The following is an 18,235-nucleotide window of genomic DNA, read 5'->3' as shown; positions in this document are numbered from 1 at the left end:
GTATTGTATCAAAATGTAGTAAATTAGCTAAATGATATCGCGAAGATACCTGGTTTTGGTATCTCTTTTATCCCATTTTTTATAAACAGATCGTCCTTAATTCCATAGATATTTAAAATGTGGTCAGAAAAAGATAGCTTTATGTTTTTATTATTTAACTCATCTAAAATTTTAGCTAATTTAAGTATAAAACTAAGCCAAATTACATCTTTTTTAGATGGTAGCAACTTTTCATATTTAGTGTATTCATCTTCACTTATATTTTTTTTACCATTTAACTTAATAATAGTTGCTATTAGGGCTTTTTGCTTATGTGTATACCCATAATTAAGTGAGTTTAGTATAATATAGCTTGAATGTAAATGTCTTGAATAAAAACTTACTCTTAACCCTATATTTAAAAGCTTTGAAGCAGTTATTAAATCTTTTTTATAGACACTGTCTACTTTATGAAGCGGATACAATGCATCGTAAATTTTACTAGCATATTTAGTTATATTTGGTCTTTTAACTGCTATAAATCTATCTTCTAGGCTTTTTAAACTTGGATTAAACCCTGCTGGAAATTTAGAGTTTTTACCAATTAAATTGGTTAAAAATACCCCTTCCCTAACTCCAGCACCACTAGTTTGTATATATTTACCTTTCAACAGTTTAACTATTTTTTTATATATAAAAGCTCCACCTCTAATGGTGTCATATCGATCTTTTTTAATTGGAAATTTAACCAGTTCAGTAGCTTTAGAGTTTGAAATTTCATTTATTAATTTGCTATATTTAGAATACTCATATGAAAATCCATGTATTGTTTCAAGTGGATAGTTTTCTATTCTTAAAATAGCTTTAGAAATCGCCCTTAGACTTCCGCCTATTGCTATGATATTTTGATTTTTAAATTCTTTTGGCACATTTTTTATAATATCATCAATAAATTTATCTAACCCATCTAGATTCTCTTTATCGTAAAAAAGCTCTTTTAGTCTTACTGTTCCAAGATTTAAAGATATGGTTTTAACTACTTTTCCATCCTCTAAAAGAGCAAGCTCTGTTGAGCCACCACCTATATCTATAGTAGTCGCGCTTTTAAAACTTGGAAGCAAATTTGAGGCTGCAATTCCTCCAAGATATGCCTCCATATCCCCATCAGCCACTTTTATATTAATGCCTATTTTTTTTACTCTATTTATAAACACATTTCTATTTGAAGCATCTCTTAATGCTGATGTTCCAACAGCTAAAACTTTATTAATTTTGTATTTTTGAATAATCTTTTTAAACTCATTAAATGCCTCAATGCAATTATCCATAGCCTCATCACATATAACTCCATTTTCACTATATGAGCCCTCACCAAGCCTTACTTTTATCTTATATTCACCTAGTGTATAAAAGCCCAGCCTGCTTGTGCGTTCAAATATAGCCATTCTCATGGAGTTGGAGCCTAAATCAATAACTGCTACTTTTTTTGACATCTATTTATCCTAATTTTTATCTAAATTCCGCAAATCAATAGGAAGTTCTATCTTGGCTACCGCTCCGCTTTTACCATCGGTTCTATTTTTTATACTAATTTTTGCATTCATAGCTTGTGCCGCCCCTTTTGCTAAAAATAGCCCAAGACCAGCACCGCCTTCATTTCCATATCTTTTAAAAGGTGCAAAAAGGTCTGCATCTTCATTAATCCCAATGCCTTCATCAATAACATATATTTTTAAAATTTTATTTCTAGCTTCTGATTTAACATATATATTTGAGCCCTCTTTTGAGAACTTAATAGCGTTTTGTAAGAAATTTTGCAAAATATGTAAAAATAGCTGTGGCTGTATATTCATATATAGCTCAACTGGCTTAAGATCCGTTTTTATATTTTGCCCTTTAGCTTTTGCTAGAATTTGAAAATTTGTACAAATTTCTCTAAGATATGCTATTATATCTTTTTTAACAGCAGGTTCAAATTGCGCATCTTCTTGCCTGCCTATCTCCAAGATAGAACTTATCATCTTATTCATATTATTTATAGAGTTATTGTTGTTCTGTAAAGCCTCTATGTATTTTTCTTTTTCTCTGTCTTTTAGGAGTGTTACTTCATTTTTTGTTTTCATTACAGCAAGCGGGGTTTTAAGTTCGTGAGCTATTCCTATAAAAAGCTCTTTTTGATACTCCATAAAAGTATGAATTCTATCAATTAATCTATTTATACCCTTGCTCAATGGCTTAAACTCAATAGGTATACTTGTTTCATCTATATGCGTTAGAACGGTTTCATCCAACTTTGATAATCTTCTACTAAGTATTTTTATAGGAAGGAGTATAGTTCTAGATAAAAACATAGCATAAAAAATAATAAGCAAAGACATTGTTACATTTATTATGATTATATCAACTAAGATTTGAGATACAATATTATCGTAAAATGTGGTGTCTGTTTTTAAAACAATCAGATCTGATTTTACGGGGTATTGCAGCTCTAAAAATGTTCTATTTTCCAGCTCTGTTTTTAGGTACTTAGGCTTTTTCAAATCATATTTGTTTTCTATAATATTAGTAGTTACTATACTATGTCCTAAATCCTGGCTATAAAAACTGCTTATTTCTTTATCAATTTCATAAATTTGTGAAATTTTAATAGCGTGTTGGTTTAAAATTTGCACCACATTTTCAAAAATATTAACCTTAATATAGTGGTATAACATAGTTGAAAATATTATAATTAGCATTGCCGAAGCAGATGCTAATTGTAATATAAATTTAGATCTTAAACTTTTTTGGGAAAACAAAATCTATATCCGCGTCTTCTAACGGTTTCGATTGTAGAGATATTAAGTGGTTTGTCCATTTTTTGACGAATTTGATTTATCGCTACTTCGATAACATTTGGTGTAACAAGTTCAGGCTCTTCCCATATAGCATCTAAAAGCTGTTCTTTGCTTACTATTTGATCACTATGTCTAGCAAGGTGTGTTAAAACTTCAAATGGTTTTCCTTTTAACTCTACTTCTTTTCCTAAATATGTAATTTTTTCTTCATCTGGGTCAATTATGAGATCTTCTATTTCTATAACATTTGTTCCACCAAATCTAAGCCTAGCCTCGATTCTAGCAACTAATACATCAAAATCAAATGGTTTTTTTATATAATCGTTAGCACCTGCTTTTAGTGCTTTTATTTCGCTCTCTTTATCATCTTTAGCAGAAACAATCACAACAGAAGTTCTAGGGCTTTTTTGCTTGACAATGTTTATTAAATCAATACCATTGCCATCAGGTAACATCCAATCTGCCAAAACTAAATCATAGTTTCTTATGCCTATATAGTACTCTGCATCTTTAAAACTTTCTGAGCTATCTGCTTGATATCCAAACTCTTGAAGTCCTTCAACAATAGTCTTGTTTAAAGTGATTTCATCTTCAACTATTAATATTCTCATTAACGTTCCTTAACTTAAATTTTAATTAGATTATATCTGTTTTTAAGGAAGAATTCAAGTTTAATTAAAATAATTTTCCAATGAAGCCCCAACACAAGCACTCTTAATAATCTCTTTTTTCATTATTTTAATATGCAAATAGGTTAGACTTTTATACTTTTTCTTAAATTTAGCTTCAAAAAACTCTAAAGCATCCTCAACTTTCATAAATTTTTGTTTTTTAAAGCTTTTTTTTATATATTTACATACATCTGCATAATCTATAAATTCACCTGCTTGAAATTTAACACTTACTATAATTTTTTGCTTTTTTTTTCGCTCAAAATCCAAAATCCCTATAATTGTTTTAAACTCTAAATTTTCAACTAAAACAGTTATCATTATGCGACCTTATCTTCCTTGCGTTGAATTAGTCTAACTATATTTGGAATATGTTTATAAACAATTATAAAGGCTATAAAAAATATCGGTGCGTGAGTATTTATACCGACCATATCAAAATGAAGAATAAAACTAAGCAAAACAAAAGAGAATATTCCACTAAGTGAAGCTATGCTTGATATTTTCAAAAACTTACCAACTAAAAGCCAAACAACTATACCTATAAGTGCTTCAATAGGCAAAAAGAACAAAAACACTCCAAAACTTGTAGCAACACCTTTTCCGCCCTCAAATTTTAAAAATATTGAAAAACAGTGCCCTATAATAGCTAAAACTGCCATAGTCCATAAAACATTTATATCAAAACCCATAAAACTAGCGATAATTATCGGTAAAAGTCCTTTTAGTGCATCGCATAAAATGGTAATAAGTCCAAATATCTTAGCCTTTTTAGGATCTTTTTCTTTTAAAACCCTAAGCACATTTGTAGCACCTATACTACCACTTCCTGAGTGCAATAAATCAACATTTCCAAAATACTTAGCTATAAGCAATCCAAAAGGAATTGAGCCTAAAAGATAGGCAATTATGTACATTATAATATTTGCGTTCATCTATAACCTTTTATTTAATCAATCTATAATTTTACTAAAATTTTACTAACTTTTCCATAAAAGAGCAATTTCTTCATTAAATATATCGCTTTTTTTAGCTTGAATTTCAACTGTTCTAATATCTAATTTTCTTATATTATAAGTCTCTTTTAGATTTTTTAATTTCTCCTTTTCGATTTCTAAAAGCTCTTCAAATTCACTTTTTATTTTATAAACTTCTTCTTGCGCTAGTCTTACGTCTTCCCTCTCATCTAAAACTCTACCCGCACTTTTAGCACTAGTTGCTAGTTTTCCTGCATTTGTTTTACTTATAGTTTTAGAACTAAAAAATGCCCCTAAAATTGCACTTCCTATGTTTATAATAGCATCAAGCCCTTTAGATCTCACATCAGCTTTTTCTTTTTCTAGTTTTTTAATAGCTCTGTCTAGTCTTATTTGAATTTTTTCTTTTTCTTTGTCAAATTTCTCTTTAAATTTGATTGTTTCTTCTTCTAAAATTTCATTACATTTATCATGAAGTCTTAACAAGAATTGATCTTTATTTTCACCGGGTTTTGATAAGGTATCAAGAGCACTAAAAAGCTCTAATTTAATATTTCTATAAATGTAATCTTTAAAATCTTTCATCTGTTCATTTAAATTCTTAGCCCCTGCAATATAACTTGGTAAACTTGTAAATTTACTACCCTCTTCCTCTTTAGTCTGAGTAGTTCTAACTAAATCTTCTTTAGCTTCTTCCCAATTTACCCTAAACGTATCTTCAAGTAAAAATGCCAGATTTACATCTTTAGTAAATTTAGCTTTATTGACATCGTAGCTAACTTTTGCAGTTGCAAAGAGATATGGTTTTAAGTTCAAAGAGCTTGTGTAACTATATAGCTCCTTAATGTCTTTTGATATAACTGGCTTATTTGAGTTTGAAGATGAGCTAAAACTAATCGCAGTTTGAAGTGATTTTTTACCACTCATTAGATTGCTAATTTGTTCACTACTTAATGGTCCTTTAAGATAATTTAGTGCAAATCTCGTTCCAATCACACTAAGACCATCTTTATGTATATTTTTTGCTAGAAATTTTCTTTTTTCTAAATTTGAAAGCAGTTTCATTAAGCTATCTTTGTCAAATTCACTACCACTAATGTCACTAAGCCCGCCTATAACTCTTTCTTTATCTTGCAATGTTTGAAGACGACCTATAAACCATGTTCCTATGTTTGAAAGCCCTTTGTAATCTAAATCAACAGGGTTTTGAGTAGAAAGTACACAGCCAATCCCATAAGCTCTTGCTTGTTTTAAAAGTGTAAGCATTGGAGTTTTTGAAGGGGGGTTTGAAGTTGGTGGAAAAAATCCAAAAATTTCATCCATATACAAAATGGCTCTAAGAGAGCTAGTTCCTTCTGTGCTTCTCATCCAACGAATTATCTCATTTAAAAGAAGTGTTACAAAAAACATTCTTTCGCTATCACTTAAATGAGAAATAGTAAAGATATTACATCTTGCTTTGCCCTCTTTTGTAAATAACATTTTTGAAATGTCAAGTCTTTCACCCTCGCACCATGCTTTGAAATTTGGATTTGCTAAAAGCCCATTTATCTTCATAGCAAGTTCCATCCTTTTTACACTTGGGAAAAAAGTTTCAACATCAAAAACGCCTATTTTATCAAATGGTGGTTTTGCTATTTGGTGAATTAAATCAGTAATTGATACATTTTTGTTTGCACTAAAATTATGTAAAAATATATTTTGAATTAAAACAATCTCAGGCGATGTTAAATTTTCAGAATTTACTCCAACTAACGATAAAATAGAACTTGTTATAGCTAAAATATAGTTGTTTAAATCTTCACTATCTAGCCCCATAGGTGCTTTAAAATCACTAAGCAAACTTATACCAAGCCCAGCACTACTTTTTGGTGTGTATATATTTACATCAACACTATCTTTTAAAAGTTTAATCCTATCAATGCTTTGATATGTTGAACTAATGCCCTTTTGCCATAAATTTGCACTATCTTGTGCTAACTCTTCAATACTTTTACCTTTGTTATTAGCCTCATCCTTATCCATATATGGTAAAAAGTCCTCTTTTTGCATATTTGGAAATGTTAAAGCCAAATTTGTCATATCTCCCTTTGGATCTATCACGATAGAAGGGATATTATCAATGCTAGCTTCTTCAAGCAAAGTTATACCAAGTCCTGTTTTACCACTTCCTGTCATACCTATTATGGTAGCGTGTGTATTTAAGTCTTTGTTTTCATATAGATATGGCTCTTTATCTTCTTTAATGCCCAAGAAAAAATATTTCAAACTTTCTTGTAGTGTCTGCATACTCTACCTTTAAAATTTATTTTTAGTATTATAACTAAAAATACTATTAAAATATTTTTTAGAATTTAAAAATATCTGATAGGCAAACTATCTTAAGGCTGAGTAAATATGAATTAAGGTTATTATATATTAAATTAGATAGATTTATAATGTATAAAATTTAAAAAAGCCTACGGAAATAAAACCGTAAGCTTTTAGTATTAGATTATTTATTATAACTTGTCTGAATTGTGTCCAAGATAGTCAGCAACACCATCTGGAGTAGCTTTCATAGCTTCATCGCCTTTATTCCAACCAGCAGGGCAAACTTCGCCATGTTCATTTGTAAATAGCATTGTATCTACCATTCTAACCATTTCATCAATATTTCTTCCAAGTGGTAAATCATTAACAACTGCATGTCTAATAGTTCCATCAGCATCTAGTAAAAAACTGCCTCTTAAAGCAACTGCTTCTTCAAATAAAACATCAAAATCTCTTGCAATTTGCTTAGTCATATCAGCAACAAGTGGAAATTTAACTTTACCTATACCGCCTTGGTTAATCGGTGTGTTTTTCCAAGCAAGGTGAGTAAATTCATTATCGCAACTAACGCCTATAACTTCAATTCCTCTTTTTTTAAACTCTTCATATCTTTTATCAAATGCAATTATCTCACTAGGACATACAAATGTAAAGTCTTTTGGGTAGAAAAATACTACCGCACCTTTTTCGCCTATATTTTTATAAAGATTAAAATCTTCAACTATTGTATTATCACCAAGCACTGCTGTACCTGTGAAATCTTTTGCTTTTGTAGTAACAACCATATTATTCTCCTTAATAAATTTTATTATTTACGAAATTATATCCATATAACTTTAAATTAAGATAAAATCGCTCTTTATTTAAAACTTTTGAATAATTTAATTTTTATTAAATAGCATTATGTTATTATATTAACCTATTTAAAATTTAATTTAGGAGAAAAAATGGCAGTAAAGATTACAGATACCTGTATAAGCTGTGGCTCTTGTATAGATGAGTGTCCAGTTGAAGCTATTGTAGATGATTCAGATAATCCAAACGGTGAAGATATATACTATGTATATGCAAATAAATGTGTTGAATGTGTAGGACACAATGATGAGCCAGCTTGTGCTAGCGCTTGTCCAACTGATGGTTGTATAGTTTGGGATGAAGTAGTTGATTCTCAACCTCATAGAGAAGAAATCGGTGATGACTTAAGAAAAGGCGACACACCAGCTGTAGATTAATACACACATAATTATAAAGCTCATTTTTGGGCTTTATAATTTTTTAACCTAAAATTTGATATTATCACTATCTTATAAATTTCTAAAATTTAATTATATTTAAGGAGACTTAATGCAACAAACTTTATCTATTATAAAGCCTGACGCAGTAAAAAAAGGTGTTATTGGTAAAATTCTTGACAGATTTGAAAGCAATGGCTTAAGAATTGCAGCAATGAAAAAAATTCAATTATCAACAGAAGATGCAAAAGCTTTCTATGCAGTTCACAAAGATAGACCTTTCTACGGAGAATTAGTTGAGTTCATGACAAGTGGTCCAGTTGTTGTATCTATACTAGAAGGCGAAAACGCAGTTGCTAAAAACAGAGAACTTATGGGCGCAACAAATCCAAAAGAGGCAGCTCCTGGAACAATAAGAGCAGATTTTGCCGATAGCATTGATGCAAATGCAGTTCATGGAAGTGACAGTCTAGAAAATGCAACAATTGAAATAGCATTTTTCTTTTCAAATAGAGAAATATTATAAAATTTGAATATAGCTTTTAGCAAAATATCAAAAGAACCTATCTCTTTTGAATTAAAGGTTGATAACTTAATTTTTAAAGGTAATCTTAAAAGAATAGATAGTAAGCTAGTGAATTGCAAAGGTGTTATTTTTGGCACATTTGAACATATTTGCGATAGTTGCGGAAGTGATTTAAATATTAATATAAATGAAAACATAGCGCTTATTATAAGCGATGGAATTTACAAAGACTCCAAAGAATCACTTGAAGATGTTATGGAGTTTTTTGATAATAATATTAACATAAAAGATATTTTGCATAGTGAAGTAGAAGCCTATAAAAGCGACTATTTTTATTGTGATAATTGTAAAATTTATAAAGGAGAAAAATAATGGCAGTTCCAAAAAGAAGAGTCAGTAAAACTCGTGCAGCAAAAAGAAGAACACACTATAAAGTAACACTTCCGGTACCTGTTAGAGATAAAGATGGCAGCTGGAAAATACCACATCGTGTAAACAAAACAACTGGCGAATACTAATGACTAAAATAGCTATAGATGCTATGGGCGGAGATTTTGGCCCGAATCCAATAGCTGAAGGTGTTATAAGTGCTTTAAAAGAGAGAAAATTCCATGCTTTTTTAGTTGGAAAAACTGATATTTTAAAGCCACTTATCCCAAATGAGCTTGAAAAATTTGTAACCTTTGTTCAAGCAGATGAAGTATTTGAGATGAAAAACGACGCCACTAATGTTTTAAAGAAAAAAGAGACTAGTATTTATAAAGCTATAGAGCTTGTAAAAAATGGCGAATGCAAGGCTGTGGTTTCTGCTGGTCACAGCGGTGCAACTATGAGTCTTGCTACTCTTAAAATCGGTAGGTTAAAAAATGTTTCTCGCCCTGCTATAGCAACACTGATGCCAACCTCAAAAGAGACTAAAACTTTAGTTTTAGATGTAGGTGCAAATGTTGATTCAAAATCAGAGCACATTTTTCAATCTGGTGTTATGGGTGAAGCATACGCAAAAGAGATAATGAAAATAAAAAATCCTAAAATTTCTATACTTTCAAATGGTGAAGAAGAGTGCAAAGGCGATAGCGCCACAAAAGGTGCACACCAAATGTTAAAAATATTAGATACATTTGTGGGAAATGCAGAGGGCAATCAAATTTTTGATGGTTCTGTAGATGTTGTTACATGCGATGGTTTTATAGGAAATATTGTCTTAAAGACATCAGAAGGTGTAGCTGATGCTATGAATAAGCTCATTAAAAAAGAGGTAAAAGGCTCATTGATAGCAATAGCGGGAGCTATTTTAATGAAAAATGTATTTAAAAGGGTTAAAAAGGCTACAGATTATGACGAATATGGTGGTGCTCCTCTTTTGGGAGTTAAAAACTGCGTCATCATTAGTCACGGTAAAAGTAGTCCAAAAGCTATTAAAAATGCTATTTTTCAAGCATTGGAATTTGCAAATTCTAATATTAACTCTGTTATTGAGAAAAGACTAGAAGAATTAAGCCTAACCAAATCAAAGGAAGCTATATGAAAAAAGCATCAATGATATCCATAGGCGCATATGTGCCAAAAGAGATATTAACAAATAGTGATCTTGAAAAAATGGTGGATACCAATGATGAATGGATAGCTCAAAGAACTGGAATTAAAACTAGACACATAGCAAAAAATGAATCAACAAGTGATCTTGGCTATCAAGCTAGTAAAATAGCCATCAAAAGAGCTGGGCTTAAAAATGAAGATATTGATTGCATTATCTGCGCAACCATAAGCCCCGATCATCTTTGCATGCCATCAACTGCTTGTAAAATTTCTAATTTACTTGGCATTAAAAATATTACTGCTTTTGATATTAGTGCTGCTTGCACAGGCTTTATATATCTACTTGAACTAGCAAAATCTTTAATAGAAAGCGGTGTTAAAAAAAATATTTTAATTATCGGTACTGAAAAATTGAGTTCAATTGTTAATTGGAAAGATAGAACTACTTGCATTTTATTTGGTGATGGGGCTGGTGCTGCTGTTATTTCTGCAAGAGATGATAATAGTATTTTAGATGTCCATACAGCAAGCGATGGTGAATATGCAGATCTTCTAACAACCCCAGGATGTGGCTCTATACACCCAGCAACACATGAAATGGTCGATCAAAATTTACAATTTATACATATGAAAGGCAATGAGGTATTTAAAGTCGCGGTTAATACATTAACAAAAGATGTAATTGATATTTTAGAAAAAAATGAGATAAGTCCAAAAGAGATAGATCTTTTTATTCCTCACCAAGCAAATTTAAGAATAATAAACTCAGTAAAACAGAAATTAAAACTAACAGATGAACAATGCATCGTTACTGTTCAAAAATATGGCAATACAAGCTCAGCTTCAATTCCCATGGCTATAAATGATGCTTATGAAAGTGGAAGGCTAAAAAAAGGTGATTTAATGCTTTTGGATGCATTTGGCGGTGGCTTTACTTGGGGTTCGGCACTGCTTAAATTTGGTGGAATTTGACATCAAATTTTAATTAAAGAAAATATTAAAAAATTTCACTTCTTTTTTTATGCCATATTTGCAAGTACTAATTACTATACATAATCAAATTTTATTTATCTATTTTAAGCTACTTAACAAAATAAATATTACTTAACCTAAACATAGTTTTATTTAATTCATATAAGCAATTAGTAATTAATCCCCATGCAAGTAAAATTATTATCTCTTAACTCTTTTTATTGCATATTGCTAATTATCATTGTAATGTAAGTAAAAATTCATGACTTCTAAGTGATCTTTCTTATAAAAATTAATTAGCTTATTTTGGCTATAAATTACTGTATAATATTTTGCTTGTTTAAAATATTTTGTTTAAATTTTATAATATTACTAAACAAATTAATATTTTGAGTATTAAAAATTGCATAATACCCAAAATATAAAATTACTAAAATTTACCCATTTTTTCTAGCAAACTCTCGCATAAAATCAACCAAAACCTCAACATTTTCATAACTAACTGAATTATAAATAGAAGCCCTAATTCCGCCTAGATGTCTATGTCCTTTTAATCCTATCATACCATTTTCCATAGCCTCTTTAACAAATTTAGGCTCTAGCTCTTTGTTTGCAACTATATTATAACTAACATTCATAATTGATCTTGAATTTCTTTGTGCATGCCCTTTGTAAAAACCATCTAACTCATCAATACAACCATATAGTAGTTTTGCTTTTTCACCATTCAAACTAGCTATCTTATCGAGCCCACCTTTTTCTATAATCCAATCAAGCATAAGATCAAGCATATAAATTCCAAATGTATTTGGGGTATTGCTCATAGAATCAGCCTTCATCTGAGTTTTATACCTTAAGATATTTGGAACTTTATCGCTAACTCGTTCAGCCAAATCTTTTCTTATAACAACCATTGTTACACCTGCTGGACCTCCATTTTTTTGGATACCACCATAAAAAATTCCAATATTATCCAAGCTTACTTTTCTTGAAAAAAGATCACTTGAACTATCTACCACAAGTGGTGCTTTTGTTTTTGGAAACTCTTTGTATTGTGTTCCATAGATTGTATTATTTGAACAGATATAAAGATAATCCGCTTCATCATCTGTCTTGTAGCTAGTTGGAATTCTATCAAAATTTGTATCCTCACTACTTGCTATAACTTCATAGTTAATGCCTTGAATTTGGGCTTCTTTTATAGCCTTTGTTGTCCAAACGCCTGTATTTATATACTCGGCTTTTTTGCCCGTTGAAAGGTTCATTGGAATTTGAACAAATTGAAGTGAGGCACCGCCTTGTAAAAATAATACATCATAATCATCACTAAACCCATATAATTTTTTGATTTTATCTCTTGCATTAAATAGTATATTTTCAAAAATTGGGGTTCTATGTGAAGCTTCTATTATTGAATATCCAAGCCCATGATAACTCAAAAACTCCTCTTGTGCTTTTTTTAAAACATCCAAAGGAATTCCACTTGGTCCTGCATTAAAATTTATAACTCTATCCACTTTTTCTCCTTATTTTATAACTGCTTTTTTGCTGCTATTTTGAGAATACAAACTAATCTCATCGCCACTTTTTAAACAATCTAAATTGATAATTTTACCATCTTTTTTTATCTGAACTAAATTTTTAGTTATTTTAAAAAATTGATTTTTTTCTTCTAATATTAACTCTTTTGTTCTAAGATCATTTTCGAGTTTTAAAATTTTGTTTTTAAAGAGATTTTCAAAATTTTGTTTTGAATTTTTTAAATTTAACAGATTAAGCTCTATTTTTTTACCAATTGCTACATTTTTAAAATTTGATTTTAAATTTTTTAATCTATTTGTTCTATTTTCTAATTTCTTTAATAATTCGTTTCTATAATCTATATATTTTATGTCCAACCACTGAATAATCCCATCTTTATCAGGCATTAAATCAATTATACTTGCGGTTGGTGTAGCGCTTCTATGGTCACTTACAAAATCAAGTATAGTGTAGTCTATCTCATGTCCTATAGCACTTATAATAGGGGTTTTAGCGGCGAAAACTTCTCTTGCAAGTCTTTCGTCATTAAAACACCACAAATCCTCTTTGCTTCCCCCTCCTCTTGCTATAATAATTGCATCATAATTATTATTATCTGCTTTTTTTAAAGCTTGGATAATGAAATTTGCAGCTTCATCACCTTGCATAAGTGAGTTGTAGGTGTGTATTGAACAAAGATTATACCTATGTCTTGCAGTTTTAATAATATCTTGATAAGCAGCTGATGTTATACTTGTTACAATAGCTACTTTTTTTGGAAAACTTGGAAGGATTTTTTTATATTTTAAATCAAAAAGCCCCTCTTTTTCAAGTTTTTCTTTAAGTTGGTTAAATGCCAACTCTAAATCACCAACTCCCTCCACTCTCATAGAGTTTACAATAAGCTGGTATGAGCCACTAGGCACATATAAACTTACTTTTGCGCTAACAACCACCTCCATACCATCAACAACATCAAATTTAATCTTTTGATTATTAAATCTAAACATTGCACAACTTATAGAGCCTTTAGCATCCTTTAGGGTAAAATACCAATGCTTTGAACTTTGGTTTTTAGTCAGTCTTGAAATTTCGCCTTTAACCTCTATATTTGCATAGCTTATTTCAAGTAAAGACTTAACTTGTTCATTAAGTTCACTTACACTTAAAATCATAGATTTTTAATTTTTTTAGCCACAAATAGAGTGCAGGCATTAAAACTAAAGCTTTCTATATGCTCTATTTCAAAACCTGCCCCTTTTAACTCTTCTATAAAATTTTCTCTACTTAAAAATGTGTCTATAGAATTTGGTAAATACTCATATGCTTCTTTGTCTTTTGATATAAACTCACCAATTTTTGGAAGAACTTTTTTTATATATGTATCGCGTGCTATATCAAACAATCCTCTTCTATCTGTTTTTGTAAACTCTAATACAACAGCGTATCCACCAATTTTTAAAACTCTATTAAACTCTTTTAAAGCCTCTTCTCTTTCAACCACATTTCTAATACCAAAACTAATGCTTAAAACATCAAAAATATTATCTTCCAAAGTAAGATCATTGGCATCTGCTTCTATAAATTCATGTTCTGGGAATTTAGCTTTAGCTTCTAGCAGCATTCCGCTACTTGGATCAACCCCTATAAGTTTACTTAGATTTGCATTATAACCTTTTGCCATACTAGCCCACAAACCGACCATATCTCCTGTGCCACAAGCAACATCTACTATAGAAAGATCTCTATTTATATATTTTGATAAAATATATGAGCAGGCAACCTTCCTCCATCCAACATCCATTCCTAAACTCATAGCACGATTTGCCTTATCATAGGTTGGCGCTATCTTGTTAAACATATCTATGATTTTGCTTTGCTTATCCATAAATTCCCCTTTTAGTAATATATTTTTATTAAATTTTCAATTTTATTTAAACTTTTAATAAAACTATCTTTGTTGTCTAAAAATTTTTCTCTATGTTTAAAAATATCTATAGCTGTATTTTTTCTATACACATCTAAACTTTTATTTATGTCACCCTTATCGTACATATTTATTATTTTATGTAGTTCATCTTTATATTCTAATTTAATAAGGCTTTTATTTAGTTTTTTAACTTTTTTAAGAGTTTTTTTAAATATGCTTAAATCAAATATACTATTAAAAATATTTAAAACGGTTTCAAATTCCATTAGCCCTTGCTTGCACTCATAAATACCTCTGTTTATAGAATCCTCGTTAATATACTCTAACTTATCTTTTATTTTGGAAACTTTATTATAAATATAATTTACTACAAACCTTTTTAATTCTGTTGTTCTGTTTTTATAAAAATTATTGTTAATAGTTAAAAAAATCTCATAATCTAATAAAAAATCAGTAAATTCGCTTGATTTTAAAAAATTATTTGAATATTGTTTTGCTTTTACAAATTTTAAACTTTTTACTATATTTTCAGTATTGTCTCGTTTTTGAAAATATTTTATATTCTTTTCTGCATCATATCTATCTTTTATCTTTATATAAATTTCTCTTATATTTTGAAAAAGATCGTTATACGTATCTTTCTCAAATAACTCTTTTGATATTATAAGCAAGCTCATATTTTGCAAAAATAGTATTTCTAGCTTTTTTAGATTTTCTAATTCACTATATTCAATATAGCTTTCTTTAGCTCTTAGTATATTAAAAACATTTTGATTTAATGCTAGTCTAAAACCATCATAAGCATCGATATATCCAGGAAAATTTAGTTTAAAAGTGGGATTTTTTTTTATAGCTAATAAAGATTGTGCAAAATTGAAGTTAATGTTTGGATTTCCCCATAAGACTAGATTCTCGGTACTGAAACATTCATCATCAGTTATCTCTTTTAAGTTTAAATCCTTAAATATTTTTCTATTTTCAATAGATATATCACCGTTAATACTACCACGTTCTGCTATTAATATAATAAGTCCTGATAAATTTCTTAGATATACATCAAGATCGAAATTAATTTCATCAACAACAAATTTATATCTTTCTTTAACTATAAGTTGTGATATTCTACTTTTTTTAGCCTTTTTATATTTAGATTTTAAAACTATATTACGACTATCTTTATTTGTTTCGTTTTTATTTTCTACAATACAGTAATAATTAAGATTTTCTTTTTTATATGCTATTTTTATATCTTCATCTAATTGTAGATAAAAATACTCTATATGAAATTTATTTAATTCAATTTTATAATTGGTAAGCCTGTGAAATATATCGACATTTTCAAGTAAAAATTTCTGTCCTATTTTCACAACTTACCTCCATTAAATATTATTTGTATTTTAACAAATTATACTTAAAGTTTAAGCTATTTTTTACATTTTGTGCAATTATTTGTATTTACGACAACACTTATCTTTTCTATTTTTTCACCAATATTTTTTTCTAGTTTCTCTTTATACTCATCAATAAGTGCAGTTTGCTTGTCGCAGTCATAAACCTCTCCGCAATTTTTACAAATAATGTGAATATGCGGCTCTTCGTTTATATCAAATTTGACTTTTTGATTTGATATGCTTAGTCTTGAGACTATGCCTTCATCTATTAAAGTATTTAAATTTTTATAAACTGTTGCAAGCGATACAGATGGATGCTCTTCTTTTATTGTTTCGTAAAGCTCATCAATAGTAGGATGAGTACAGCGAGATAAAATTTTAAGGATTAAAAGTCTTTGGTGTGTGGCTTTTAATCCATGCTCTTTTAAAAGCTCTATGTGACTCATTTATATTCCTTTTTTCTTTAAGTCTACCATAAAAGCCTTTAAATTAAAGTTAATATTATCTAATATTTTTTATTATTTGATATTTTTTTAACAATTCCCTCAACATCTATCTCTAATTTCTTCTCAACAAGCTCTGAGTTACCATGGAAAATAAAAGAGTCTTCATACTCAAAAGATACTATCTCAACATCAAAAATTTTATTCTCTTGCAAAAATGTAGATAAAATACTTCCAATTCCACCTTTTTTTGCAGAATCACTAAACACATACCATTTTTTAGATGTTTTTGCTAAATTTATTAAAAATTCCTTGTCAAGAGGTTTGGCAAAAACTAAATCAAACAAATTTATCTTCATATCTTCTAGGTGCTGCATTACTTTATATGCTTTTCCAACACCATTTCCATATCCTATGAAGCTAATATTTGCCTTGTTGTCTACAAGAAGTTCCGATTTTGCAAATGCAATTTTTTTAGAAGCAATCTCATCTTCTAAATGAAATGAACCTCTTGGATATCTTATAGCTAAAGGTCCCTTATGGATATATGAATACTCTAAAATTTCCTTAAAACTTTGCTCATCTCTTGGGGCACACATTGAAATATTTGGAATTGCATTTAGATAACTAATATCAAAAGCTCCCTGATGAGTCTCTCCGTCTTCTCCAACAATCCCGGCTCTATCCATAGCAAAAACAACATTTAAATTCATAATAGCACAGTCATGGATAACTTGATCATAAGCTCTTTGCATAAAGGTTGAATATATAGTAATATATGGCTTAAAACCCTCTTTTGCCATAGCTGCCATAGATGTTACTGCGTGTTGTTCAGCTATTGCAACATCCCAAAACCTATCAGGAAATTTATCTATCAAAAGATTCATTCCAGTTCCATCGGGCATTGCAGCTGTAACTCCAACTATATTTGTATATTTACTAGCTAAAGTTAATAAATTTTCTGAATATATCTTAGTTGCATTTTTCCTACTACTTTTCTTAATAGCCTCTCCGTTTTTTATATTAAAAGGTCCAACTCCATGCCAAGAAGCATTGTGCCCCTCAGCTTTTTCATATCCTTTACCTTTTAATGTTTGAGCATGAATTATTACAGGTTTGTTAAGCTTCTTAGCTATTTCAAAAGAGTCTATTAAACTTTTTATACTATGTCCATCAACAGGTCCTATATATTCAAGTCCAAGCTCTTCAAAAAACATACCAGGAGTTATAAGTTTAAAACCCTCTTCAAATCTTTTTGCCAAATACGCAGCAGAATCGGGAGCATACTCTAAAAGCTTATTTACTCTTGCTTTAAATTTTTGATAACTTTGTCCTGCCATTAGTTGTGATAGATATTTACTCATAGCCCCAATTGGCTTTGAGATAGACATTTCATTATCATTTAAGATTATAACACAGGGGTATTTTCTATCTCCTAGCTCATTAATTGCCTCATATGCCATACCAGCACTCATAGAGCCATCGCCTATTAAAACCACAGGAAGCCTATCTTCACCTTTTAGTTTTATGGCTTTTGCTGCACCAACAGCAAGTGAAATAGAGGTTGAACTATGTCCTGCAACAAAGTAGTCTTCCTTGCTCTCATTTGGCTTTGTATATCCACTAATACCATTAATTTGCCTAAGCGTACTAAATTCTTCCCATCTATTAGTTAGTAGCTTGTGTGCATAGCTTTGGTGGCTAACATCAAATATAAATGGGTCTTTTTTTGAATCAAAAACATAATGCATAGCTACAATTATCTCAACTGCACCAATATTAGAGCTTAAATGTCCACCATTTTTACTAACTACTTCTAAAATTCTATCTCTAATATCCTGACAAAGACTTTTTAACTCTTCTATATTTTTATTTTTAATATCCATTATCTACACCTATATTTC

Annotated in this window: 19 protein-coding genes; 6 read left to right on the top strand and 13 right to left on the bottom strand. The window is 29.8% G+C overall.

What is annotated here, in order from left to right; all coding sequences use genetic code 11:
* Positions 1-23 precede the first annotated feature (23 nt).
* The 7 genes from CBLAS_RS01250 to CBLAS_RS01220 all read right to left on the bottom strand — a co-directional run bounded on the left by CBLAS_RS01250 (position 24) and on the right by CBLAS_RS01220 (position 7,562).
* Positions 24-1,472, bottom strand: a complete 1,449-nt coding sequence (locus CBLAS_RS01250) for a Ppx/GppA phosphatase family protein (RefSeq protein WP_106870932.1) — start codon at positions 1,470-1,472, stop codon at positions 24-26.
* 9 nt (positions 1,473-1,481) lie between these two features.
* Positions 1,482-2,717 carry a sensor histidine kinase gene (locus tag CBLAS_RS01245; RefSeq protein ID WP_172658161.1) on the bottom strand — a complete coding sequence of 412 codons (1,236 nt, stop codon included), beginning with the start codon at positions 2,715-2,717 and terminating at the stop codon, positions 1,482-1,484.
* 38 nt (positions 2,718-2,755) lie between these two features.
* Complete coding sequence (gene hsrA / locus CBLAS_RS01240) at positions 2,756-3,427, bottom strand: homeostatic response regulator transcription factor HsrA (protein WP_106870928.1); 672 nt, start codon at positions 3,425-3,427, stop codon at positions 2,756-2,758.
* Positions 3,428-3,487: 60 nt separating this feature from the next.
* The gene (locus tag CBLAS_RS01235) at positions 3,488-3,808 is read right to left on the bottom strand and encodes a dihydroneopterin aldolase (protein ID WP_106870926.1); all 321 of its coding nucleotides are present in this window, start codon (positions 3,806-3,808) and stop codon (positions 3,488-3,490) included.
* A complete protein-coding gene (gene plsY / locus CBLAS_RS01230) occupies positions 3,808-4,422 on the bottom strand; it encodes a glycerol-3-phosphate 1-O-acyltransferase PlsY (protein ID WP_106870924.1) in 615 nt (204 codons plus the stop codon). The genes CBLAS_RS01235 and plsY overlap by 1 nt, the downstream gene beginning before the upstream one ends.
* 45 nt (positions 4,423-4,467) lie before the next feature.
* The gene (locus CBLAS_RS01225) at positions 4,468-6,753 is read right to left on the bottom strand and encodes an ATP-binding protein (RefSeq protein ID WP_106870915.1); all 2,286 of its coding nucleotides are present in this window, start codon (positions 6,751-6,753) and stop codon (positions 4,468-4,470) included.
* Positions 6,754-6,965: 212 nt separating this feature from the next.
* The gene (locus CBLAS_RS01220) at positions 6,966-7,562 is read right to left on the bottom strand and encodes a peroxiredoxin (protein WP_106870913.1); all 597 of its coding nucleotides are present in this window, start codon (positions 7,560-7,562) and stop codon (positions 6,966-6,968) included.
* Between the two features lie 162 nt (positions 7,563-7,724).
* On the opposite strand from CBLAS_RS01220, the gene CBLAS_RS01215 reads away from it, so the two are divergent.
* The 6 genes from CBLAS_RS01215 to CBLAS_RS01190 all read left to right on the top strand — a co-directional run bounded on the left by CBLAS_RS01215 (position 7,725) and on the right by CBLAS_RS01190 (position 11,046).
* Complete coding sequence (locus CBLAS_RS01215) at positions 7,725-8,009, top strand: DUF362 domain-containing protein (RefSeq protein ID WP_106870911.1); 285 nt, start codon at positions 7,725-7,727, stop codon at positions 8,007-8,009.
* Positions 8,010-8,121: 112 nt separating this feature from the next.
* Positions 8,122-8,535, top strand: a complete 414-nt coding sequence (gene ndk, locus CBLAS_RS01210; RefSeq protein WP_106870909.1) for a nucleoside-diphosphate kinase — start codon at positions 8,122-8,124, stop codon at positions 8,533-8,535.
* A 3-nt stretch (positions 8,536-8,538) separates the two neighbouring features.
* Positions 8,539-8,907 (top strand): hypothetical protein, encoded by a 369-nt coding sequence (locus CBLAS_RS01205; protein ID WP_106870907.1) that lies wholly within the window; start codon positions 8,539-8,541, stop codon positions 8,905-8,907.
* Positions 8,907-9,053: a 50S ribosomal protein L32 gene (rpmF, locus tag CBLAS_RS01200; protein ID WP_106870905.1), complete on the top strand. Its 147-nt coding sequence runs from the start codon at positions 8,907-8,909 to the stop codon at positions 9,051-9,053. Before CBLAS_RS01205 ends, rpmF begins: the two co-directional genes overlap by 1 nt.
* Complete coding sequence (gene plsX / locus CBLAS_RS01195) at positions 9,053-10,063, top strand: phosphate acyltransferase PlsX (protein ID WP_106870903.1); 1,011 nt, start codon at positions 9,053-9,055, stop codon at positions 10,061-10,063. Before rpmF ends, plsX begins: the two co-directional genes overlap by 1 nt.
* A complete protein-coding gene (locus CBLAS_RS01190; RefSeq protein ID WP_106870901.1) occupies positions 10,060-11,046 on the top strand; it encodes a beta-ketoacyl-ACP synthase III in 987 nt (328 codons plus the stop codon). Before plsX ends, CBLAS_RS01190 begins: the two co-directional genes overlap by 4 nt.
* Before the next feature lie 437 nt (positions 11,047-11,483).
* Here CBLAS_RS01190 and serC read toward each other — a convergent pair whose 3' ends face one another.
* The 6 genes from serC to dxs are packed head-to-tail and all read right to left on the bottom strand — an operon-like array spanning position 11,484 to position 18,217.
* Positions 11,484-12,563, bottom strand: a complete 1,080-nt coding sequence (gene serC, locus CBLAS_RS01185; RefSeq protein ID WP_106870899.1) for a 3-phosphoserine/phosphohydroxythreonine transaminase — start codon at positions 12,561-12,563, stop codon at positions 11,484-11,486.
* A gap of 9 nt (positions 12,564-12,572) precedes the next feature.
* Positions 12,573-13,742: an exodeoxyribonuclease VII large subunit gene (gene xseA / locus CBLAS_RS01180; RefSeq protein ID WP_106870897.1), complete on the bottom strand. Its 1,170-nt coding sequence runs from the start codon at positions 13,740-13,742 to the stop codon at positions 12,573-12,575.
* Positions 13,739-14,455, bottom strand: a complete 717-nt coding sequence (gene ubiE, locus CBLAS_RS01175; RefSeq protein ID WP_106870895.1) for a bifunctional demethylmenaquinone methyltransferase/2-methoxy-6-polyprenyl-1,4-benzoquinol methylase UbiE — start codon at positions 14,453-14,455, stop codon at positions 13,739-13,741. The genes xseA and ubiE overlap by 4 nt, the downstream gene beginning before the upstream one ends.
* A gap of 11 nt (positions 14,456-14,466) precedes the next feature.
* The gene (locus tag CBLAS_RS01170) at positions 14,467-15,864 is read right to left on the bottom strand and encodes a hypothetical protein (protein ID WP_106870893.1); all 1,398 of its coding nucleotides are present in this window, start codon (positions 15,862-15,864) and stop codon (positions 14,467-14,469) included.
* A 56-nt stretch (positions 15,865-15,920) separates the two neighbouring features.
* Positions 15,921-16,334, bottom strand: a complete 414-nt coding sequence (locus CBLAS_RS01165) for a Fur family transcriptional regulator (RefSeq protein ID WP_106870891.1) — start codon at positions 16,332-16,334, stop codon at positions 15,921-15,923.
* Positions 16,335-16,393: 59 nt separating this feature from the next.
* A complete protein-coding gene (dxs, locus tag CBLAS_RS01160; protein ID WP_106870889.1) occupies positions 16,394-18,217 on the bottom strand; it encodes a 1-deoxy-D-xylulose-5-phosphate synthase in 1,824 nt (607 codons plus the stop codon).
* Positions 18,218-18,235: the final 18 nt, after the last annotated feature.

Origin of the sequence: Campylobacter blaseri, assembly GCF_013201895.1 — a bacterium.
GTDB lineage: Bacteria > Campylobacterota > Campylobacteria > Campylobacterales > Campylobacteraceae > Campylobacter_B > Campylobacter_B blaseri.
The sequence above is the reverse complement of the archived record's forward strand: the minus strand, read 5'-3'. Positions and strand labels throughout refer to the sequence as shown.